The 23067-nt window shown below is 39.6% G+C and carries 17 protein-coding genes and 1 other RNA gene; 10 read left to right on the forward strand and 8 right to left on the reverse strand.

Annotated features, from left to right (window positions below; all coding sequences use genetic code 11):
• The first annotated feature begins 121 nt into the window (after positions 1-121).
• The 5 genes from I6F45_RS08110 to I6F45_RS08130 all read left to right on the forward strand — a co-directional run bounded on the left by I6F45_RS08110 (position 122) and on the right by I6F45_RS08130 (position 6352).
• A complete protein-coding gene (locus tag I6F45_RS08110) occupies positions 122-997 on the forward strand; it encodes a DUF3014 domain-containing protein (protein ID WP_197160208.1) in 876 nt (291 codons plus the stop codon).
• Between the two features lie 139 nt (positions 998-1136).
• Positions 1137-1233: signal recognition particle sRNA small type (gene ffs, locus I6F45_RS08115), an RNA gene on the forward strand.
• Positions 1234-1530: 297 nt separating this feature from the next.
• The gene (locus I6F45_RS08120) at positions 1531-3057 is read left to right on the forward strand and encodes an acetyl-CoA hydrolase/transferase family protein (RefSeq protein WP_165728563.1); all 1527 of its coding nucleotides are present in this window, start codon (positions 1531-1533) and stop codon (positions 3055-3057) included.
• Between the two features lie 628 nt (positions 3058-3685).
• Complete coding sequence (locus I6F45_RS08125; RefSeq protein WP_007584064.1) at positions 3686-3997, forward strand: EthD family reductase; 312 nt, start codon at positions 3686-3688, stop codon at positions 3995-3997.
• Between the two features lie 219 nt (positions 3998-4216).
• Positions 4217-6352: a TonB-dependent siderophore receptor gene (locus I6F45_RS08130; RefSeq protein ID WP_165728564.1), complete on the forward strand. Its 2136-nt coding sequence runs from the start codon at positions 4217-4219 to the stop codon at positions 6350-6352.
• Between the two features lie 33 nt (positions 6353-6385).
• Here the strand turns inward: I6F45_RS08130 and I6F45_RS08135 are convergent, their stop codons facing one another.
• The 4 genes from I6F45_RS08135 to I6F45_RS08150 form a co-directional block, all read right to left on the reverse strand.
• Positions 6386-7462 carry a mechanosensitive ion channel family protein gene (locus tag I6F45_RS08135; RefSeq protein ID WP_197160209.1) on the reverse strand — a complete coding sequence of 359 codons (1077 nt, stop codon included), beginning with the start codon at positions 7460-7462 and terminating at the stop codon, positions 6386-6388.
• 96 nt (positions 7463-7558) lie between these two features.
• On the reverse strand, positions 7559-7960 hold the full coding sequence (locus tag I6F45_RS08140) for a DUF6691 family protein (protein WP_165740904.1): 402 nt from the start codon (positions 7958-7960) through the stop codon (positions 7559-7561).
• 3 nt (positions 7961-7963) lie between these two features.
• On the reverse strand, positions 7964-8377 hold the full coding sequence (locus tag I6F45_RS08145) for a YeeE/YedE family protein (RefSeq protein ID WP_165740903.1): 414 nt from the start codon (positions 8375-8377) through the stop codon (positions 7964-7966).
• Between the two features lie 3 nt (positions 8378-8380).
• Entirely contained in the window at positions 8381-9640 is a 1260-nt protein-coding gene (locus I6F45_RS08150; RefSeq protein ID WP_197160211.1) for an OmpP1/FadL family transporter, read from the reverse strand.
• 369 nt (positions 9641-10009) lie between these two features.
• Here I6F45_RS08150 and I6F45_RS08155 point away from each other — a divergent pair, with 369 nt between their 5' ends.
• The 5 genes from I6F45_RS08155 to I6F45_RS08175 all read left to right on the forward strand — a co-directional run bounded on the left by I6F45_RS08155 (position 10010) and on the right by I6F45_RS08175 (position 19634).
• A complete protein-coding gene (locus I6F45_RS08155; protein WP_197160212.1) occupies positions 10010-10816 on the forward strand; it encodes a hypothetical protein in 807 nt (268 codons plus the stop codon).
• A gap of 81 nt (positions 10817-10897) precedes the next feature.
• Positions 10898-11383, forward strand: a complete 486-nt coding sequence (locus I6F45_RS08160) for a hypothetical protein (RefSeq protein WP_197160213.1) — start codon at positions 10898-10900, stop codon at positions 11381-11383.
• A gap of 232 nt (positions 11384-11615) precedes the next feature.
• Complete coding sequence (locus I6F45_RS08165) at positions 11616-13814, forward strand: exonuclease domain-containing protein (protein ID WP_197160216.1); 2199 nt, start codon at positions 11616-11618, stop codon at positions 13812-13814.
• 469 nt (positions 13815-14283) lie between these two features.
• The gene (locus I6F45_RS08170; protein ID WP_197160217.1) at positions 14284-16638 is read left to right on the forward strand and encodes a TonB-dependent receptor; all 2355 of its coding nucleotides are present in this window, start codon (positions 14284-14286) and stop codon (positions 16636-16638) included.
• A gap of 590 nt (positions 16639-17228) precedes the next feature.
• The gene (locus I6F45_RS08175; protein WP_197160218.1) at positions 17229-19634 is read left to right on the forward strand and encodes a TonB-dependent receptor; all 2406 of its coding nucleotides are present in this window, start codon (positions 17229-17231) and stop codon (positions 19632-19634) included.
• Between the two features lie 79 nt (positions 19635-19713).
• Here the strand turns inward: I6F45_RS08175 and I6F45_RS08180 are convergent, their stop codons facing one another.
• The 4 genes from I6F45_RS08180 to I6F45_RS08195 all read right to left on the reverse strand — a co-directional run bounded on the left by I6F45_RS08180 (position 19714) and on the right by I6F45_RS08195 (position 23066).
• The gene (locus I6F45_RS08180; RefSeq protein WP_165741065.1) at positions 19714-20031 is read right to left on the reverse strand and encodes a hypothetical protein; all 318 of its coding nucleotides are present in this window, start codon (positions 20029-20031) and stop codon (positions 19714-19716) included.
• 105 nt (positions 20032-20136) lie between these two features.
• Positions 20137-20991 carry a hypothetical protein gene (locus I6F45_RS08185; protein ID WP_197160219.1) on the reverse strand — a complete coding sequence of 285 codons (855 nt, stop codon included), beginning with the start codon at positions 20989-20991 and terminating at the stop codon, positions 20137-20139.
• Positions 20988-22091: a nuclear transport factor 2 family protein gene (locus I6F45_RS08190; protein WP_197160221.1), complete on the reverse strand. Its 1104-nt coding sequence runs from the start codon at positions 22089-22091 to the stop codon at positions 20988-20990. The genes I6F45_RS08185 and I6F45_RS08190 overlap by 4 nt, the downstream gene beginning before the upstream one ends.
• 9 nt (positions 22092-22100) lie before the next feature.
• Positions 22101-23066 carry a nuclear transport factor 2 family protein gene (locus I6F45_RS08195; protein ID WP_197160222.1) on the reverse strand — a complete coding sequence of 322 codons (966 nt, stop codon included), beginning with the start codon at positions 23064-23066 and terminating at the stop codon, positions 22101-22103.
• Position 23067 lies beyond the last annotated feature (1 nt).

The raw sequence follows: 23067 nt of genomic DNA on the forward strand, positions 1-23067 counted from the left end.
TACTTAACTTACTTTGCTATAATTGCCGTATTATAAAATGTAATAGTATTTGTGTAAGAATGAATTTAATCCACTTAGCGTACTCTAAGTGATATCGCATTTTAATTTTTATGGAGTTCGTATGTCAGATAAACCAGAAGCATCAGATGTTCAAAAACGTCCACCTAATAACAATATTCTTTTCGCCGTTATTATTTTAATAGTCGTAGCATGTGCGGCCGCCTTCGTATTGCTAACACCCAGTGACGAGCAAGCAACACGCACTGAGGTAGAGCCCACAGTTAAAGAACAACCTATGATGGAGCTTAAACCCGAGAACGACCCCGTGGTAAATGCGCCGTCTGTAAATCCAGAAAAGCCAGCAGAGCTTGAAGTACCAGCACAAAGTCCAAGTGAGCCTGTGCCAGAAGTAGAGCCACTACCAACGCTTAACGAAAGTGATGCAGTTGTTGTTGCTAAAATGGACGAGTACCTAAGCGACTCAGTAATGAGCTTAATGGTGACCGACGATGTTATTCGTCGTGGTGTGGTATATGTAGATAACTTAGCAAAAGGAAAAATAGCTAAAAAACACATGCCTGTTGTACAGCCAGAAGAAAAATTTAGCGTGAATGAAGGTGATATCTTAACTATTAACCCTAACAGCTACGAGCGTTATACACCGTATGTGAAAATATTTACCAGTATGAGTGCAGCGCAAGCCGTTCGCATGTACGAAGAGTACAAGCCACTTATTAATAATGCATACAGTGAAATTGGTTACGGCGATGACGAATTTAATCAAACGCTAACCGATGCAATCGATTTATTACTTGATACGCCAGAGCCTGAAGGTGACTTGCCGTTACTTCGTGATTCAGTAACTTACCAGTATGCGTTTTCGGAGTGGGAGCAATTACCAGATGCACAAAAGCAGCTTTTACGTATGGGTCCAGAAAACATGAAAAAAGTAAAAGCAGCATTACGTAATATAAAAGCGCAGTTAGAGAACAATTAATACGCACTAAAATAGCTAAATACGCCGCGATTGTATATGAAGTATGCAATCGCACTTTCTTTTTAGATTATCCCTTGAATAACAGAGCAAAAGTAGAGATAATCCCTCCCGCGCCAACCAAGGCCCTCAATGGTAGTCTTATTGGTCCTCTCGCAACACTAGCAGGCGAACCTGGTCAGGCCCGGAAGGGAGCAGCCACAGTTTGTGACGTGTGTGCCGAGATGTGGCTGGTAAGACTGCCACCCAAATTCCTCATTTGGGTGTTTGAACTAATAAACTTAATTCCTCAAAAAGAATTCCTCTAATTAAATAATACTATTTATTTATAGATTACTTTATAAATTACTTTATAGATTGTTATGTCATTTTTGTTAAAAATATTACTAATAACTACATGATAGTATTAATTAAAAGTAAATTAGCCTCCCTTTTAAACATGTTGCTCATCCTCGGTTCGTAAATACGACTTAAGTCTAGATTGTGTAGTACGAAGTTAGGATTAGAATAATGTCAAATTTAGAGAGGAGCTCAGTATGCACTTGGAACGTATTCGCAATAGTAACCTGCACGACAAGGTGATGCCGGCAGAACAAGCAAGCCAATTTATTAAAGATGGAATGACTGTAGGGATGAGTGGTTTCACTCGCGCCGGAGAAGCTAAAGCAGTACCCAGAGCATTAATTGAGCAAGTCAAAAAAAATCCAATCAAAATAAATTTAATGACGGGTGCGTCATTAGGTAATGATCTCGACAAGCTATTAACAGAAGCGGGCATTTTAGCGCGTCGTATGCCTTTTCAAGTAGACAGCACTTTACGTAAAGCGATTAATAACGGTGAAGTAATGTTTATTGATCAGCATTTATCTGAAACAGTTGAGCATTTACGTAACCATCAATTAACCATGCCTGATGTGGCTGTTATTGAAGCCGTTGCCATTACCGAAAAAGGGCATATTGTGCCGACTACATCGGTTGGTAATTCAGCCAGTTTTGCTATTTTTGCCAAAGAAGTCATTGTTGAAATTAATATGCTGCATAACCCGAATCTTGAAGGTTTGCATGACATATATATTCCTTCGTATCGTCCTACTCGTCAACCAATGCCGTTAGTTAAAGTAGATGATAGAATTGGCAGCACTGCAATTCCTATCGATCCTGCAAAAATTGTTGGTATTGTTTTTACTAACCAAAGCGACTCGTTTTCTACCGTTACCGACCCTGATGAAGACACCGCCGCTATTGCGCGCCATTTAGTTAACTTTTTTAAAGAAGAAGTGGCTCAAAATAAATTGCCAGCTAATTTAGGACCGCTACAAGCAGGCATTGGTAACATTGCAAATGCTGTGATGATGGGACTACTCGATTCTGACTTTAAAGACCTAACAATGTACTCTGAAGTACTACAAGATTCGACGTTTGACCTAATTGATGCAGGTAAGCTTAGTTTTGCATCGGGCAGCTCAATTGTTTTATCGGAGCGTTGTAATGCGCAAGTATTTAATAATTTAGAACAATACAAAGACAAGCTAGTGTTACGCCCTCAAGAAATTTCTAACCATCCTGAAATAGTGCGCCGTTTGGGAATTATTGCAATAAACACCGCGCTTGAGTTTGATATGTATGGCAACGTAAATTCAACACATGTTTGTGGCACACGAATGATGAATGGTATTGGTGGCTCTGGTGATTTTGCTCGTAATGCTCATTTAGCAATATTTGTGACTAAATCGATTGCTAAAAATGGCGCTATTTCAAGCGTAGTGCCTATGGCCAGTCATGTTGATCATAACGAACACGATGTTGATATTTTAGTAACCGAGCAAGGCTTAGCTGATTTACGCGGTTTAGCGCCGCGTGAGCGAGCAATACAAGTCATTAAGCACTGCGTGCACCCAGATTACCGTGACGATATGTTAGATTACTACAATCGCGCTTGTGAGCGTGGTGGCCACACCCCTCATTTACTTGAAGAAGCGTTTAGCTGGCATATTCGTCTTGAACAACAAGGCAGCATGAAAAAAGTATCTGCAGCAGATGCTCAAGTGCAACTGTCTGCATAAGCATTTTGGTTTATTAAAATTGAATTAGTTAGTTTTATACTTACTTTTGAACCGCACTAGTGTCAGCTCAATCAGCTTTGATTAGTGCGGTTTGATATAAACTGTAAGTCCAAAATAATTTTATACCTACTCTTTGTATACCTTTCCCAACCACCTTTTATTATTTTATTCACTTAGGTTTAAGTGCTATTACCGTTATTAAGTGTGTAATGTGCTTATTAAAAATATAGGCACTAAATGGCGTTTGACAGAGGATTAGAAGAGCGACCTTACAGTAAAACCAGTTAAGGGCTTGGTTTATATTTTGCCTGAAGGTTTTGAGTCTGATTCTGATTTAGCATATTGGGTAAATACGTGCGTTAACTTTGTAGAGTCTTTGCCGCCCAAACCTTTTAAAAAACGACCCGCACTTAAGTAAATTAGCGAAGTATCACCTTAATTAAAATAAGCACTGCAATCAAATTACTGGCGCTATGAGCATGAATGCTACATAATTGAGCGACTGCTCACTTATGCGCTTTTTACTTAAGTATGATTCATACTATTTTAAAGACGCTTTGAACACTAGTTTGTAAAGCTGTTTATTAGCACAGCTTTAAATTTTTTAGTAAATAAAAGAGAGAATGTAATGATTAAAGTAAGCGTATTATACCCAAATAATGAAAGTGCTACTTTCGATATGGACTACTACTGTAAAACACATTTACCCCTAGTTGCAGAGTTAGTTGGTAAAGCGCTTATATCAAGTAGTGCAGATGCAGGTTTAGCAGGTGGCGCACCGGGCGAAGCGCCAACTTATATTGCTATGGGGCATTTAGTGTTTGAATCGGTAGAATCTTTTCAGCAAGCCTTTGCACCTCATCAAGAGGCAATAGCCGCTGATTTAGTTAACTTTACTAACGTGTCTCCAGTAATTCAAATTAGCAATATTGCTGGGTAAATTACACGCTAAAACTAATTTAAGAACTACTTAATAACCCCTACCGCATTTAGTGCAGTAGGGGTTTTATTTTAACTGCAATAAAAGGGCTAGCGCTCTGTTTTAAGTAATATTAGTTCTAATATTTAGATGTATTAAACCCGCCCTTGTGTTGATTATGAAAATGATAAAAGTTATCATTTAGGTTGTTAGCTATCTACACTTCTCCCAGGAATTATCATGTTTAACCCTAATTATTTGGCATTAAGTATTGCTGCGTCTTTATCTGTTTTTTCTAATATAGCTTTTTCACAACAAAACGACGACATTGAAACTATTGAAGTAACTGGCCGTGCCCAGCAATTTTACCTAGAAACCGAAAGTAAAATTGGGACTAAAACTAATTTAGATCTTATTAAGCTTCCGCAATCTGCGCAGGTATTAACCGAGCAACTTATTATTGACCAAGCAGCGCGTGACATTACCGATTTGTACCGATCTATTGCGGGAGTGAGCGAATATAGCTACTCAGGCGTAACTTTTCGTGGTTTTAGAGATGACGCAAATGTATTTTACGATGGTGTGCGTGGCGACCCATATTCGGGCTTTGGTGTACCGCAGTTATTTAATGTAGAACGTGTTGAAGTATTAAAAGGGCCTGCCTCTGCTTTGTATGGCGGTGGCGAACCTGGTGGGATGATTAATTACGTAACTAAAAAGCCAAGCTACACACAAAAACGCGAATTAAAGCTTACTTTGGGTAATTACAACACCCGTGGTGCATCACTCGATATGACGGGTGGTTTAAACGATACAATGGCTTATAGATTGGGTGGTTATTATGAAGAGCAAGACAGCTTTCGTAACAATGCAGACTCAGCTAATACCGAGCTAACAGGCGGATTGTTATTTGATTTAAGTGATTCAACAACCTTAACCACAAGTGTTGACTACATAAAACAAGACCTGGGCGGTAACCGCTTACGGGGCGTACCGGTAGATGACAACGGCAACTTTTTAGTTGACCCAAGTTATAACGCTAATGAAGCGGTTGATTATCAAAATATGGAAGCTTTGGTGCTTCAAGCAGAACTTAGCCATTATTTTAATGATGATTTTTCTTTAAGTACTACGTTTCGCTACATGGATAACGAGCGAGACCAAGCCTACCATGAGTCGCAAAGCTGGGTAGATGTAAATGGTGATGGCGAAGCAAACATTGATGACGAAACCATCAAACGAGAATACCGTAAGCAATTTCGTGCCAATAAAGAAGCAAGCTTAACCACCGACTTTGTTTATAACTTTGGACAAGGACAATTAACCCATCAGTTTTTATTTGGTGGTGATTACCACACCGTTGATACCGAATATGACTACTTACGTGCCCGATATGAGGCCGATGGCGTCGCTAATTTAAATATTTTTAATTTAAACTACGGTGAAACCGACCCAAGCACTTATAACCTTACCGACATGAACCGCGATGGCGTTGATACCGACCGATTTGGTGTGTATGCACAAGACGTAATTAGCGTAGGCGAGCAGTGGACAATTATTGCAGGTTTGCGCTATGACCATTTTAAAGAGTTTAATCAAGAAACTGGTTTTAGTTACTCAGATAACGACATAACGCCGCGCGTTGCTGTTACTTATCAGCCAGTAGAAAACACATCGGTATATATTAACTACTCAGAGAGCTTTAACCCTACATCGTCAGCCGACCAAGAAGATGTAGAGGGCGAAGGTAATTTAGAACCAGAAACCGGCAAGCAAACCGAACTGGGTATGAAAAACCAATGGCTTGACGGCAAAATAATGAGCACCTTTGCAATTTACCAAATTAATAAAGAAAACGTGGTAATGAGCAACCCTGACGATACTGGCGCGGGGGATGGCATTGCTGCACTTTTAAATATAGGTGAAGTAGAAAGCCGAGGATTTGAAACAACTTTAGTTGGCGATTTGTCGCAGCACTGGACCGTAACGGCTAACTACGCGTACAACGATACGCAAGTGGTAGACGGCGTAACGGGTGATACGCTTTCAAATACATTTGGAGATGGTTCGCGCTTTGCTAATGCACCACGCCACCAGGCAGGTTTATGGACTCGCTACGCACTGGATTCGATTGATTCATCAATTGCCTTTGGTGCAAATTACGTAAGTGAGCAACTTAGTACAAGTGGTCAAAAAGTAAAACCATTTACCGTATTTGATATGAGCTGGACGAGTCGCTTTGATAACGTGTTATTGAGTGTAAATATTAATAATCTGTTTGATAAAGAATATGCTGTAAGTGGGTTTAGTGAGCGGAACGGCCACTTTCCTGGCAGCCCTCGTGAAATTATTGGGCAAATAACTTACAAGTTTTAATACTTATTAGCGCGAGAGTTACTCGCGCTTTTTTTAAGTGTTGCCTTGCTCCTTTTTATCACTATTAAATTTAGCTGCTTCTTGAGTCGTGTTAATAGCCGTAATAGGGAAGGGGATTACAATACCTTCTTTTTTATAGCGTTTATGCAGGGCTTTTATAAAAGCAGATTTAACCCAAAAGCGATTAAAGTATTCTTTTGCGCGCAGCATAACCGTAAAGTTAATACTTGATCTGTCAAAGGTATTGTAATCATCAACACCCCATTCGTGTGAAATAAGTATTTCACGAGCCACTTCAAGTGTTACTTGCTCAACAAATTCTAAATCTGAATCGTAATGCACGCTTATATCAACAGGCACGCTTAGCTCTTTTTCAGGGTAAAAGTAATTAATAATACGCGACTTAGATAATTGGCTATTAGGTATAATAATCATATTGTTGGGTAGCATTTTAACCCATGTAGATCGCCAGCCTATATGATCAACAAAGCCTTGCTCCTTAGATTCAAGCTCAATAAAATCACCCACCCTTATAGGTTTATCTATTACTAGCTGCACGCCAGAAAAAAAGTTTTCGAGGGTAGGTTGCAAAGCAAGGGCAACAGCCAGTGATGTAATTCCTAACGAGGCAATAATAGGCGTAATAGAAATACCTAACGTGCCCATTAACACCAGTAATCCTACTGACGATAATGTAACGCGTATCACGCCTTTAATTATGCTTTTGGAATTAAAAACCACGGCAGATTGTTCGCCATAGTAATTAATAGTGCCAATAATAAAGCGGTCTAAAAACATAATAAGTGCAAGCAGCGCTAATACAATATTAATGCTATTAAAAGGGATCTGTTGAGAAATAGAAGTACTAATAATGAAGGTGTCGTGCTCTAAAATGGTGAGTAGCACAATAATTGTGCACAGTGTTAGCGGCTTAGATATTGACTCTATTAGTAAAGTATCGAATATAAATTTGGTTTTTGAAGTCCATTTTTTTAGCCAGTACATTACAAAAAAACGAATTAAAAACAGTAGTATAGCTATAAGTAAAAGGGAGGACGCTGCGCTTAACCAAGGTGTGCTGTTAGAAAATTCCAGCGCTTTATTTAGCATAACTTAAACCTGTTCAATATAGTTTTATATATATTGCAGCAAGTTATGTACCTTTGTTTGGGTAAAGTAGCTGCCGAGTTTAGTCGGCAGCAAATATTATACTTTTTTGGCTAACCACATACCGCCTAGCACGGCTGCAAAAAACAATAAAAACTCCATTTTAAGAGATACCAATTGAACCAAGCCCGGGCCTGGGCATATGCCACTTAAACCCCATCCTAAACCAAAAAGTACTGAGCCAATAATTAAGCGCGAATCAACTTTTTTTAAATCACTTAAATTAAATGTGCCTGAAATAAGTGGCTTCTCTTTTTTTGCAACCCATAACCATGTAAGCATCATTATTAGCATGGCAACAGCCATCACTATAATTAAGCTTGCGTCCCATTGGTTCCCGTAGGTAAGAAAGTTAATCACTTTAGCGGGGTTTGTCATCCCGCTAATAATAAGTCCTAAGCCAAATATAAAGCCTATAACAACCATCATAATTGCTTTCATTATTTATCCTACAAGGTTTGCTGTAATGAAGGCGACAAGCATAAATGTGCATGTTGCAACCCAAGAGCGAGTAGAAAAGCGCGACATGCCGCACACACCATGGCCACTTGTGCACCCATTAGCTAAAGTTGTACCAGCGCCAACTAAAAGCCCCGCAACAATAATAAGCCAAGGCGGCAACTGTAATTCGCCCTCTAATAAAGAAGGAGCAAATACTCTTACAGCTACACCTGCCAACAACAATCCTAAAATAAAGTATAACTGCCAACGCGAGCCCGAATTTGCTTTAGCAAATACAGACTTAACAATGCCCGATATGCCTGCAATTTTTCCGTATAAAACCAGTAATAACGTACACGCTATACCAATTAATGCACCGCCTATTGCAGCCGATACGGGGGTGAATTCTGTTACCATTTTTTAAATTTCCCAAACAATAGAAACACCTAAACCGGTTTGTTTCATTTCGATTGATAGTTGTTGATTTGGCGCTAAGTAGTTAGCGCCCGTTACTTTTTTAGCTGGCGAATAAAAAGCCATAGCGTTTAATTGTACCTTGTTGGTAAAAGAATGGCTAAAGCCCGTTGTAAAATGCCACTCTTGAACGCCCGGCGCTAAAATATTTAATATAACTTGCGACGAAGGAATAGGTTGCTCGGTGTAAGACACCCCAAAACGAATTTTTTGTTGCGATGTACGCTGCCACTGATAGCCAAGCTTATAAATAGTCATATCGTTCCAGCCAAATCCAGCGCCGGCGTTAGCTCCTAAAGGCGCTGACATCAAGTTATCGACTGGGTTTGAAATACTTTTTACTTCGCTGTAATTTATTTTTTGCCAATCAAATACCACCTGATTACTAGGTGTAAGTTTATAAGCTGCACCAATTTGAAACGAACTTGGCAGATCAAACCCGCCTTGCTCTGCAAACAAACCTTTATAGCTATCAAACTCTTGCATAGACACTGATGAGCGGTAACTTGCCCCCCAGCTTAATGACGAATTTATATCTTGGCTAATACCCAGTTGAATGCCTAGGCCTGTGCTTGTATCGGTACCATTATTTGTAAGCGCTTCTGGTGATTGCGAAAAAGGAGCAAAGTTTCCAAGCCCTTGCGCTTCAAATTGTTGCACCACGTAAATAGGGGACACACCAAGGCGTGTTTGTTCATTCAATTCATAGCTTACCGTTGGGCTAATAAAGAGCTGCTTTAAATCCACGCCTGCCGTACCACCATAAAAGGTTCCTTCAGGAGAGGACTCTGCGCCGTACTCGGTATTCATACCGCCATTGCCATACACTAATAAGCCAATATTTACTTTTTCATTTAATTGGTGGCCAATAGCAAATTCTGGAATTGCGAATACGGAGTTGTCGCTTTTCTGTGTTTTTGCTTCAAGATAAAAAGCGTCAGGGTAAAAAGTATCTACTTTCGATGCAGTGTATTTTCGATCAGGTGAAAAAAGCTCCAAGCCCAGAGATAGCTGTGTTCCGTTTGGTAAAAAAGTAGCAGGATTATTAGCGCCAGACATTAACTCTTCTGACAGTGCTACACCTGCGCCAGCCATGCCTTTGTGGGTCATGCCGTAGCCGTGAGTAAAATAACCATTAGTAGCAAATGCACTGAACGAACCCAACGCGCACGTTAAAGCCAAGCCTGATATTAACTGTTTTTTCATTTTAGTAGACACATAAAGTTGGAATGGGCGGACAATAGCTAATTTTTGATATTCTAAAAAGGAATTTAAATAAATTAGTTATAATAAAAGGTAATACTACGTAGCTAAAGTCGCAGCAATAATTGGGCGTTACAGAGCATAAATTTAACCCAATAAATATAAAACCGCAGGATTATGTGCAATAACATTATTAACCTTCGCTTTAGTGGAAAATAACAGATCGTTACTTCCGCTACCTTAATCAACTGTTTACAAAGGTAATTATAAGTGGAACTATGAAGGCATGTAATTTAAGCCGTTTTACTGTGTTATAAACCAGAGAAACGGAGTTCGATAAGCTGTTAACTGTATTTCAATTATTGGAGTGTTATGGAAGTTTTATCAGATGAAATAATAAAAAATTTTCTAGAAAACGCATCATTATATTCGTGGAAAACCTTTTCTCAACCTAAAAAATTAAGAACGAGTTTATGGATATCTGAAATTGATGAGTTTTGTGAAGTATGTGAGCAAGCTAGGCCATTTCACGATTTAAGGCCTAGAGGTGGATTGAGTGGTAGAAATATTGAATACTTAAAATCAGGAACTTCTTGTCTGATTTACACCTGCGTATCCTGTAAAAATGAAAGTCACACTTTTTTGGTCGAGCAAATAGTAAATGACGATATCGTAAAGGTACAAAAGTACGGCCAACGTCCTCGCAAAAAAATTGAAAGAGACAGTAAACTACAAAAATTCTTCAAACAAGATGCTGAATATTATGAAAAGGCTTTAATTTCCCTTAATAATGGCTATGGGATTGCTGCTTTTGCTTACTTTCGAAGAATAGTGGAATTGAATATTTCTAATCTGTTAGATCTTTTAGTTTCTGATTTAAATACTGAAGATACAGAAAACCCAATCAATTTAGCAATTGCTGAACTTCGCAAAGAATCTCCAATGAGTGATAAAATTAAGGTTGCCAATAAAGCACTTCCTGAATACTTAAAACCAGAGGGCTTAAACCCATTAGGTAAAATTTATAGTTTACTTAGTGAAGGTGTACATAGTTTAACTGATGAAGAATGCCTCGATAAAGCAGAAAGCTTACAAGCGTGTTTAAGTTTTTTAATTACAGAACTGGCATCTCGTCGACGAAATCGCGATAAATTCAAAAAAATGGTTGGTGCACTGTAAAATGGCTAATAAGGCATTTTAAAGTGCATCTAAAACAACTGATTATTGTTTTGTTTTAAAGTGGGTTTGGAGATTACTTCATTGATTAAAAAAGAAATTGCTCAGGCAATCCAGCTATTATCAAAAAATGGGTTTAAAAGTGTTGCTCGAGTAACAGGTGAGTACGTTGAGAAGCTAGTTGCACAGCAACTTGAAGCAGAGCTTGCTGATAATTGTCAAAAAGGTTTTGATGCTTTTTCAAAGCATTATGGAAAAATTGAAATTAAATCAAGAAATGCAGATAGCAAATCTTACCAATGCACTTTAAATAAATCCAAACTAGAAAAAATGGACACATTTATATTAGTAATTGTCAAAGATGGTTATGTGGTAAAAGCTTTACTTTTCCCAATAGAAAAAATTAAGCATTTAAAAACTAATGGCGGGGTAATTATAATAAATCAATCGAGGTTTGATTTGGGTGAGGATATTTTGGACAAAATCTCCCCACCAAAGAGTCGTTCAAAAGAGCATAATAAGAGGTTAATGTTGTCACCTTTTGCTTATAACTCAAACCTATTAAAATAATCATAGTGCAGTTTTATAGCCAGTACTTTTGGTTGAGTGCTTTGCACTAGGCATATAGTATACACGTCCTCTTTTGTATATATGTTGAATATGAAATAAGTGCGGCTACTAACCATGTGCGGGCAGCGCCGCTTTTGCAACGCATAGCGATAGTTTGCTGGTAGTGTATGGGGCGTAAGATGGAACTATAAGCATTATTGATTACAAGTTTAAGATTGAATAATTAGCATAAATGCTAGATACTGTTTTTATATACAGTTATGGCGATGTTATGAAAAAAGAATTACCAGCAAAATACTATTTAGCGCATTTTAGAGAGCTTATTGAGTTTGTAACAAGTAAATGCATGCATTTACTTGAGCCTAAACATAGTGAATTTATTAATAAAATTAATCAGCTAGATGAGCAAAGCCAGTGCATGTTGGCGCGTGTGTATTCGCGTAAGCCTTATTTGGTGCAAGCGCAATCGCTAAATTATGAAGAAATTACCTCGCCGCATCAGGCTATTTATACGCTAAAAAAAGCCGGTATTTTATTTGAGCCAAACGAGCAGCATTACTCGCAGCTTTTGGCTCACTTAACCAAACCAGCCTTGCTTGAGTTGCTAAGTAACTATCCTGATCAAATAAGCTTTAAAAAGAGCGCCGCTAAAGGCGCGCTGGTGGATATTGCTCGTGAGTTTTTTAAAGCATGCCCACATGAGCTTGCACCGCTTTATAGCCAATATGTAATTAATAACCGCAGTGATTATTACGAGTATTTTGAGTTTTTATTTGCAGGCAAACTAAGCGGTGGTGATGTGAATCATCAAAACCGTTTTGTAATGCGAGATTTAGGTTTAACCGCTACGCGCGAAGGGCACAGCGAGAGTTTGTCGCGCTTTGAAACGCTTGACGAAGCGCAATCAAACTATTTATTAAACCGTTATCGGTTAGCATTTAAAAATATAACCGATGAGAGCGATTACGTTGCTTTAGCGCCGCAGGTTTTAATGCAAGCCGCGCACGGTGCCATTGCTGTTGCGTTAAAAAACAAATTATTAGTAAGGCTTTATAGGCAACTAAAGGCAGTTGATAGCGAACTTGCTTTTAGCTTACTTGAAGGGTGCGTGGATGATAGCGAAGCACAAGAAATTCAAATAAGAGAGCAATACAGGCTTGGTAATAAAGAGTGGGTAAAAGCACGATTAGAAGCGATTATTGAAAATCCGCTTACTGATGATTTACTTTATTTTGCTGACGATTTTTTAATGCGTAAGTTTAATAAAAAAACACGGTCGCGTTTAAGTGCCATGCTTAGCGATACCCAGTGCGTGCTAGAAATAGATGAACTGTACCGAGGTGAAGTAGAGCAGGGCGTAAACGATTATTATACTCGCCAAGGTATGGCTGTATTTAATACCGAAAACACGCTTTGGCAAAGTTTGTTTGGTTTAGTATTTTGGCACGAGTTATTTGTAGAGTCGCCTTACCCGCCATGTAATGAGTTTGATATTTATCCGCAAGTATTAAGGCTTGGTAATTTTTATGAAGCGCAGCAAACACAAATAGATGAGCGCTTAGCGCAGTGCCAAACGTCGCAAGCATTACTTAATTTAGTATGCAAAAATGCAGCGCAATACTTTGATCAACCTAATGGTTTATTTAGATGGCACCAAGAGCTACTACAACCGTTAGAAGCACTCATTTTAAATAGCCCGCATGAGGCATTAATTACTCATTTAACCAATATGAGTAAGCATTATTTACAACTAAAAGACGGCTACCCCGACTTAATGGTTATCAATAATGGCAAAGTACATTTTGAAGAAGTAAAAGCACCGGGCGACAAACTTAGGCGCAACCAATTAACCACCATTGATAACTTAAAAAATGTGGGCTTTGAGGTACACATTACCGCTGTTAAATGGTTTGTAGATCCAAACCGTATTTACAGTGTGGTCGATATAGAAACCACGGGTGGCTTAAAAGGCGGTAACCGCATTACCGAAATTGGCCTTGTAAAAGTACAGCACGGCAAAGTAATAGACACCTGGACGACACTTGTAAATCCACAGCGGCACATACCCGGATTTATAACGTCATTAACCGGTATTAGCGACAGCATGGTGCGCAATGCCCCTGTATTTGCCGAAATAGCACAGCCATTGTTAGATAAACTTGCAGGCAGTATTTTTGTAGCCCATAACGTTAATTTTGACTACGGCTTTATTAAAAAAGAATGCGAGATGGCAGGGCACTTTTTTAAAATGCCAAAAATGTGCACAGTGGTTGAGTCGCGCAAAGCGTTTAAAGGCTTAAAGTCGTATTCGCTGGGCAATCTTTCATCGCACTTTAATTTAAATTTAACCAGCCATCACCGAGCACTTGCCGATGCAACCGCCACTGCAGAGCTGTTATTACTTATTCAGCAATCCCAAAGTAGTGAATAGATCCTCAGATTAACTAAAAGCTACTAACTAGTTATGCTATGAATAGTCAGCACTTAATTGAAAATTAATTATGTGCTGATGTTTAAAGTAGATCTTTAATACAATTTAGACTTCGAAGTCCAAATGGTGCGCTTTGTTTGTATTTCCCCTCCTTTCTTTGTTTAAATTCCCTATATTAAACTGATCAAACCAGTAACTTTAAATCAGCTGTAAAAATTAAATTTTGTTTATTATTAGTTGCTTGAATGAGTTTTGTGTTTTTGTTTTTATAACGCGTGTTAGTTACATGTAAAAGTTGCATTAATCGCTGTTGCATTCGAATGCAAAAAACGGTAGTTTTTATGAGTCGAAAAAATAGTCATTTAAATATCGCGTTTTTAATAATTATAAATAATAAGAATGTGATGGTGGGGCATAGCGTCCATAAATGCTTAATAAAATTCATTTCAACAGGTGGAGAATTTATCTCATGACGACGAATATTTTACGTAAAACACTTATTTTTGCTGCTGTAAATACGGCGTTATTAGGCTCAGCATCTGTATTTTCACAAGAAGCAAAGTTAAACCCTAACAAAGAGTTGGAGGTTATTTCTGTTACCTCTACTAAGCGGGTTAAAAGTATTCAGTCGGTGCCTTTGGCAGTTACTGCGGTATCGGCTAAAGATTTACTAGAAAATGGCATAACTGATATTTTAAGCCTTGATAGCCTAGCGCCAGGTTTAAAGTCGGGTGTGTCGGGCAGTGATGCTCGCCCCGCCATGCGCGGTGCCAGAACAGAGCAAGTAGAAGCTAACGATGTTGCCATTGCGTTTTATTCTAATGGCGTTTATCGCCCTCGTCATGGGCAAGCACTTGCTGGTTTTGTAGATTTAGAGCGGGTAGAGGTTTTGCGTGGGCCGCAAGGTACGCTGTTTGGTCGTAATTCATTTGGTGGAGCAATTGATGTAATAGCTAAAAAGCCAGAGCTTGATATTACCGAAGGCGGTATGGCTACAACATTTGGTAATTATGGTCATTTACGTGGTGAAGGCTTTTTTAATGCCGCTTTAACCGATGATACCGCAGTACGCTTTACTGGGGTGCGAGAAATACGCGACCCATACGTAGAGAATTCGTTTAATGAATCAGCAGGCTTAAAAGATGCTGATATGTATTTTTTACGTGGCCAAATATTTACTGAGTTTAACGATGATGTAAATTTAAATGTAAAAGTAGAAACATGGCAGGACGAATCAAATGGCGGCGGTGCATTTGGCTATCATATTTTAGGCGTTCCTATAAACCCAGCGACAGGTAAAACAAGCTTGTCGGCACCATTAACTGAGCGAATTGGTCGCGATGATGTGTGTGGCAGTAATTGTGGTCGCTTTGGTGCAGGCTTAGATAATGTAGCAACGCCTGGGCTTGATACTGCACAAGGTGTATCGTCAGACCCATTTACTCAGCAGTTTGATTATCAGCCATCACGCGATGTAAGCGATGTAAGTATTAGCGCCGAGTTAAACTGGTCGCTTGAGTCGGTTGATTTAAAAGTAATTGCAGCCTCAATGGATTATGAAGAAACGCGCCTTACCGATGGTGATTTTTCGACGTATGCAACTACAGTTGATGGAAATGCGATTGAATCTAAAACTAACTCGTTAGAAGTACAAGTTAGCTCTACATACGAAAGTGATTTTGAGTGGGTGGCTGGTATTTACTTATTTTCAGAGGACCTAGACAACGCTTTTTTAAATGCGAGCTATGGAGCCGTGGTTGATAATGTACCCGATACAACGCAGCCTCAAGCGCTTCAATATGCACCTTGGTTAAACCAAATTCAGTTAGAAACGCGATCAGCGGCGGCTTATTTTCAAGGTAATTACGCATTTAGTGATGATACACGCGGTATAGCCGGCATAAGGTATACAAATGATAAGCGTGAGTGGGATATTTACGGTCAAAATACTAATGATTTAAGCAAGCTCGATTTTTCAGAATTAGAAGTTAAAGACGCAGATGGCGATTGGAGTAAAGTAACGTGGAAGTTAGGCGTAGAGCACGACTTAACAAATTCTCAATTGCTTTATGCTACGGTTTCTACAGGCTTTTTAGCGGGTAATGCACAGGGCGCTTTTAATGGCGAAAATAGCTACGACGAGCAAACAGTAACGGCTTACGAGGTTGGCTTTAAAAGCATGCTGCTTGATAATTCATTAAGATTTAACGCCTCTTTATATTACAACCAATACGAAGATTTACTTTCTACTCGCTTTCAAAATGTAGGCGGTACGGCGGTATCGTTTTTTGGTAATGCGGGCGAAATTGATGCAGCTGGTCTTGAGCTTGAAATTGATTGGCAGGCAAGTGATGCATTGCGCCTAGGTGCACGTGCCGCGTTTACAGATTCTACTTATGGCGACTTTGTTACGCCAAATGTGTTTGAAGAAGGCGGAGAGACCATTAATGGCGTAGATAACTTACTGCAACTTGACGGTAACGAAGTGCAGTTAAGCCCAAAATATAACATTACTCTATTAGCGAGTTACGAGTTTGATTTAGGTGATAAAGGCCGCATTGTGCCTGCTACCAGTATTCAGTTATCGGATTCGTATACGACCAACGATCTCCCTTTTTCGTTTGGTACGCAAGATAGCTATCAAAAATACGATGCCAGCATTGCATGGTATTCGGCCGATAATGAGTGGGCCATACGCGCATATGTTCAAAATGCAGGTGATGAGCTTATTTTGCTTAGAACGGTTCGCTTTGGCGGTAACGTAGCGGCTGCTGACTATGCTAATCCACGCACTTATGGTGTAAGAATAGGTTACAACTTTTAAGCCTGTTATCGTTTTTAACTGCTTTATACTCAGCTAGGGCGTATTGAACTTTGGTGGGTGAATTTGCAGCAGTATGTTTGGTTTTTAGGCAAGGCGGAGCCTATGTAGTGTGGTTATTCCCCATGAATAGGCGATAACGCAGCATAAAGACCAAACATGCGCTGCCCTTTGGATTCTTTCTAGGGACGATTAACTCTTTGTTGTTCGGTTTTTACTTAGCCCACTAGGTTACAAACCTCGCGCCGCGATTTAATCGCCCCTAGATTGAACAAATTTCAATCCACAAAGATCAACACGCCCTGAAGTTAAGTTATTAATAAAATTGGATATTATTTAAAAGGCCAGCAATATTGTATTGCTGGCCTTTTTTTTAGATTTCGAAATCATACATATTTAAATTTTAAGTTGTTGTTATTCGTGGTTTTTAATTATTAAGGTTAATTATTAGGCAGAAAGTTGTTGATCTTTTTGACTTCGAAGTCTATTTTGTATCAATGCATTTTCAATTGATACAATTTGTTTACTGTAATAATTGAAAATGTAGAGTTGGGGAGAAGTAGACACGTTTTAAACTCGGGAGAATAATTATAATGAAAGCTAAATTTACACGGACTCTCGTTCATTTTGCTGTAACAACTGCTATTGCAGCAACCACAATGAATGCTCACAGCGCCGAAGAAGCAACATCAACACAAACTCAGCAGCAAATTAAAGAACCAGCCATTGAGCGCATAGCCGTTACTGCAAACCGTCGCTCACAAGATCTACAGGAAGTATCATCATCAATCACTGCACTCGGGGAGGCTGATATTGCCCGTGCCGGTATTATTGATGTTACGGGTCTTGAGCAGGTTGTACCGGGTTTACGTATGGGGTCATCTGGTGGTGAGGTTCGTCCTGCCATGCGCGGCGCACGTACTAATGAAGTGGGTGTAGCAGGTACCGGTATTGCCGAGCAAATTGTAGGCATATTCCAAGATGGCATTTACGTACCTACTACCTCATCTGGTTTAGGAGCATTGGTGGATGTGCAGCGCATAGAAGTGCTGCGTGGCCCACAAGGTACTCTATACGGGCGTAACACCTTTGCTGGCAGTATTAATATAATTACTAATCAACCTGTTTTTGACGATTTACTGGGGAGTATAAAAGTTGAAACAGGGAGTTATAACCGCAGTGCTTACGAGGGTATTATAAATATTCCTGTAAGCGATACAATCGCGACTCGTTTTGTAGTGGCTTCTGATCGCCATGATGGCTATATCAATAATTTAGTGATTCCAGGACCTTCGGATGATTTACGCGAAAAAAATCAGTTTTATATGCGTAATGTCACTAAGTGGCAACCAAACGATAAGTTTAACGCAACGGTACGTTTTGACTACTCGCGTAAAAACTCAAACTCAGAAGCTATTTGGGGTTATCAGCAAATTGCGGGTTACCAAATAAGCGAAACGTCACCAGGCTCCGGTATATTTGATCCTAACCCTACAATTACAGCTGGGCATATTTATCAGCCAAGTGATGCGCAGCACGAAGATCTTGGCCCATATGATGTTTATCGCAATAGTTTTTCGCTTGATAAACAAGAAAGCTTTTCGACAACAGTAGCACTTGAGTGGTATACCGATTTTGCTGATATTAAGTGGACGACTAACTATTCAACCCTTAACGGCAAGCAATACTACGACAACGACTATAGCGATGGCGGCATTGATTTTGTAGGTGGTTTTGGCCGTGAGGATGACCAAAAAACTCTATCGTCTGAGTTACAGTTTGCGTCAAATAATGATGATTCTGATTTTTCGTGGATTGGTGGACTTTACTACTTTGACCAAGAAGCAGATTGGAGCTGGTTATCGCATGCAGATATAACAGGCGACGGTGTTTCAGACTCTGTTGTTGTGCCTTCGTGGGGGAATCCAGATTACGACCCACATACGGCTAAATCTATCGCAGCGTATGGGCAGTTACGTTATCAAATTAGTGAAGACTTACGTGTTGTAGGTGGCTTGCGTGTTAACCAAGACGATAAAACGTTTACTGGTGATACCATTCCCGATTGGGATGATTCTGCAATGTTATATAAAGCGGCTGCAGAGTACGACATAAACAAAGACATAATGGTGTATGCAAGCGTAGCCACGGGTTACAGAACGGGTGGTGCAAACGATTCGCGCGTAGTAGCACGTGGTGCAGACCCACTTTATGATAACGAAGATGTTATTTCGTACGAAATGGGTATGAAGAGCTACTTGCTAGATGGTGCAATGCGTTTAAATGTGTCGGTATTTATGAATAAGTACGAAGACGTAAAAGCACAGTTGTTTGCAACGTCATGTAACGATACAACAACGGGTGATACCGTTTTAGAATGTGTGTCCGCAGGTACAGCCACAACATTTGAGTATTACGAAAATGGCGGTGACGTAGAAACAAAAGGCCTTGAAGCCGACCTTCAATGGGTACCAATTGAGAATTTAACGCTTACCGGTACGTTATCGTTATTGGATAGCGAATTTGCTGATGGTTACGCTGTGGGTAACGAGCAACTTCGTCCGTTGTTAGCGCTTGGTAATCAAGGCGGCCGCCAAGATATAAACGATAATTCAAGCCAATTTAGTTTTGAAGGCTGGCGACCTGCAATGGCGCCAGAGTACAGCATGGGGCTTTCGGCGCGTTATGAATTTAGTTTAGGGGGCGACTCGTACTTAGTACCGTACATTCAAATGAATTACTTAGACGATTACTACGCGTTTGATACGAATATTCCAGAGGTAAGAGTAGATGCGCATTTAATGGCTGATGCACGCCTAACTTGGTTTATAAACGACAGCGTACAAATTGAGGCTTATGTTAAAAATATTGGCGACAAAGCTATATTAACGCGTGGCGTGGTGCATTCACAAATTGTTGATGGTTTGCCAGCTAACTCAGTACAAGCAAACTGGAGCAACCCGCGTACGTGGGGCGCGAGCTTAAAATATCAGTTTTAAGGTTTCCTAAAATGGTCAAATGACCATAACTTTCAGCCAGCTAATACATTTATTAGCTGGCTTTTTTATTTAAAAAAAGCTATCGAATTAGTTCGCACTGAGCATTAGTATCATATTTAGCGAGTCTTTTTTTACATTCATCTAGGGCTCTTTTATTTGCTTTAGATTGTGAGCTGTAACCCTCTGAAAAACCATAAAACTCGCCACCATTTTCGGTTTTCCCTAGTGCGAATGCTTTTCTGCCAGCTCTTGATTCGAATGTGGTTAATGCATTTACCGTCGCTACATTATAGCTACTTGAGTCACACAAAAGCGCGTTGGGTTCTACTTCACATAATGTAGGCGTAGCTTGGCAGCCAGTTAAAAGTAAAACGATACCTATACTGAGGTACTTCATTTATTGTCATTAATTATTTTAATTTAAGGTTTAATGTACCTAAAAAAGTTGAAATTATAAACAAAAAAAGCGCTCAGTGAGCGCTTGAAGGGAAGTAATAAGTGTTTACAGTGCGAATTGCTGATTTAACGCGAGGGTGTCAAATTGCATAACTTCGCTTGATATTAGAGTGTTAGTAAATGTAATAACGGTGAGTATTTGTTGGCGAACGCGTACGTTTTTGGCATTAAAAGTACCATCGAGTGTCCAGCAAATTGTTGCTTGATTTGAGGCGCTGTCAAACTGTACGGTTTCTAGCTGAGCGTAGCGTCTGCTTAGGCTTTGTGAAAGCGCTAAATGACAATTTAACAGTGCATCTTTTGATTGTGTTTCGTTACTGCCAGCAAGAATAACGTCTGCACTTTTAGTATAGATACTTTCAAAATTAGCTAAGTTATTAAGCTGCCAAATTTGCCACCAATTATTTAATGTTTCGGCAATTTGCGTTGGTAATTCACAAATGTCGCTGGGCGTTGCATGAAAGGTAGTAGGGTGCAGCTGGTTGTCTAAATCGCTAACCATAATAGGGTCGCTTTTAGGTAACTTAGGGATCACCAGCGTATTATTGCTCTCACCATTTGTAAATTCGTTGTTAGCCAATAAGAGCGTATCAACAACACATTTTACTGATTTTATGAAGGTGTTATTGTGCTTTATAACAAATGAAAGTCTTACTGGTTTTAGCAATTTTTTTGGTTGCAATACCAGTTGTAAAGTCTCAAGTTCCTGGCCTTTACTGTGCGTTTTAGATATTAATTCTGATACACCATATTGCGCTAAAAAATCAAGCCATAGCGGCTGTGCTTGCAATGAACCCATAGCGGTAAAGTGATGTTGTTGCCAGCGACTACTGCGCAGCAATTTACCTGAAATAGTTTTAATATCTGCTTTGGTGTATAAATCGATAATTGCGTTGATCATGCATTTACCTCCAATTCTGTTTGGCTATTTAACGCGTGTGCTCTAAATAAGTTTGCGAGTAGCGCAACTTCGTCAAAAACGGTGACTTCTTCAATGATTTTTTGGTTTTTGATGCGTAAATGTGAGGCGCCTAACACAAAATAAGGAAGATTTTTTAGCTCACTTAGTTCATCGCTTTGTGGGTTAAAATGCCCCGCAAGTGACCAGCGAATTGCTACATCTGTAGTGCTCTCATCAAAGGGTGTAATTGCTAAGTGGTCGACGGTTAGCTTGGCATCAGGGCAGTTGGCAAAAAATTGTATAAATACGCCATTTATTTGTGCAAGGCCGGTTGCCATTCTGCCGCTTGGCCATTGTTGTGTGGCCGTTAAGCTATAAAACGCGTGTATTTTAGCAAATTGCTTTTGGTTAAATAATGTATCTAACCAGTTATGCGCAAATGCGGCCAGTTCACCGTCTAAAATTGGAGTGCTTGGCGTGCGGTGATCAATTGCTTGTACTCGGGTAAACTCTTCATCAAGCCATAGGGTATGTTTTTCTTTACTTGGTACTTTGGCCATGTGCTTGGCTACATTAATAATACTTAGGCCAAGTTGTTTAACTAAAAAGCCGTTGTCGCGTACTAGCCATTCTTTTACTATTTTATTTTCAAAACAAACGCAGTCGGCAATGGTGGTTACTCGGCCTGTTTTATTGGTAGCAGGGCCAAATTCTGAGTTACCGGTATTACTCATTACACTGCTAATTAAGTGTGATGAGTAGTAATGCTCGTTGCCGTCTTCTGAAAAAATAACATTTTCGCCAATTAGGCTTCTATCAGGAAATGCGGCAATGGTTTTAAGTGTGCCTTGAATAACATCTTCAATATTTTCGCCATAAGCGCCAAGTGTAAAAACAGGACATACATCAGCGTAATAGCGATAACATAAACCAATGTTTTTTTGCTCCCAAATGCGGTGCGTAATACGTAAAATGTAATCAACAATATCAACAAACTCTTCGTCAAACCCTATAAGCGCTTGTTGCTTTTTACTTTGCGGGTTTAATACGCTCGATAAAGGCAGCCAGTAAGGTTGGGTAATTGTGTTTTGTGTGCTCATAAATACCTCTTAGTTTGCTGCAGTGATTTTATTTTGCATTTGCTCGAATATATTAATACCCATTCCCTCTAATAAATGAGGAATATCGATAGCGACCCAGTTTTCTTTTAAAATTCCGTTTTCGCAGCGCCAAAAATCCATAACACGCGGAAACAGTTTATTACCCGATGCAGGTAAACCTAGCCAGTCATCCCCAGTATGAGTACCGTACATATGCGGCCAGCCACCGGTGGCTACAAAATTGTCGTGGCTTACTAGGCAGAGTGTTTTATTGATCCCACGATCAGGGAATCCTTTTAAAAATGGAGCTTGGTGGTGTTCTCTAAAGCCACTAATGCCTCGGGTTGTTCCTATACCGGCTGGGCCATACCAAATAAAATCTGGGTGCCAGTATTTTTCTAAATTAATGCTGTACAGGTATTTACCATCGTAGCGGCCAAGCTCAGTAAGCATATCAATTACGAGCTGTTCGTTGGCTTTACTTAGTTCGTCGTTTTTAGCTGTAGCAGGCACACCATCAAGTGTAGTGGGGGGCATTATTAAACCCGGGTAACCTAAGCTTGGACGCAGTGGATTTACACCCACTTGGTTCATTACATCGATTAAATCTAAAAAGGTATAAACGTTAATTACTTTATTGTTTTCTATTTGAGCCATTTCGCTATAGCGAATAAAAATACTTTTACCGCTGGCCGGAATACCCAATAACGGTTTTGTGAATGTGCCAGTGAAGTAGCCTGTTGCGCATATCCATTGCTCGTCTTTGTAGTCGCCCTCAATAGAAATAAAGGGTTTACGCTCTATATCGGGTAATGAGTTTTTTAGCACTTTAAAGTAATTATTAATTACATTTTGTTTAGATGTAATTGGTTCAAAAGGGTGGCTTACCTGCCATTGAACGGTATCAGCAAGCAATGCTTGGTTTGGTAATTCTGCAGCGCTGAAGTTTTCAAAAAGTTGTTCTAAAATATTCATT

This window comes from Pseudoalteromonas sp. SWYJZ19, from assembly GCF_015864375.1.
In the GTDB taxonomy this organism is placed as follows: Bacteria; Pseudomonadota; Gammaproteobacteria; order Enterobacterales; family Alteromonadaceae; genus Pseudoalteromonas; species Pseudoalteromonas arctica.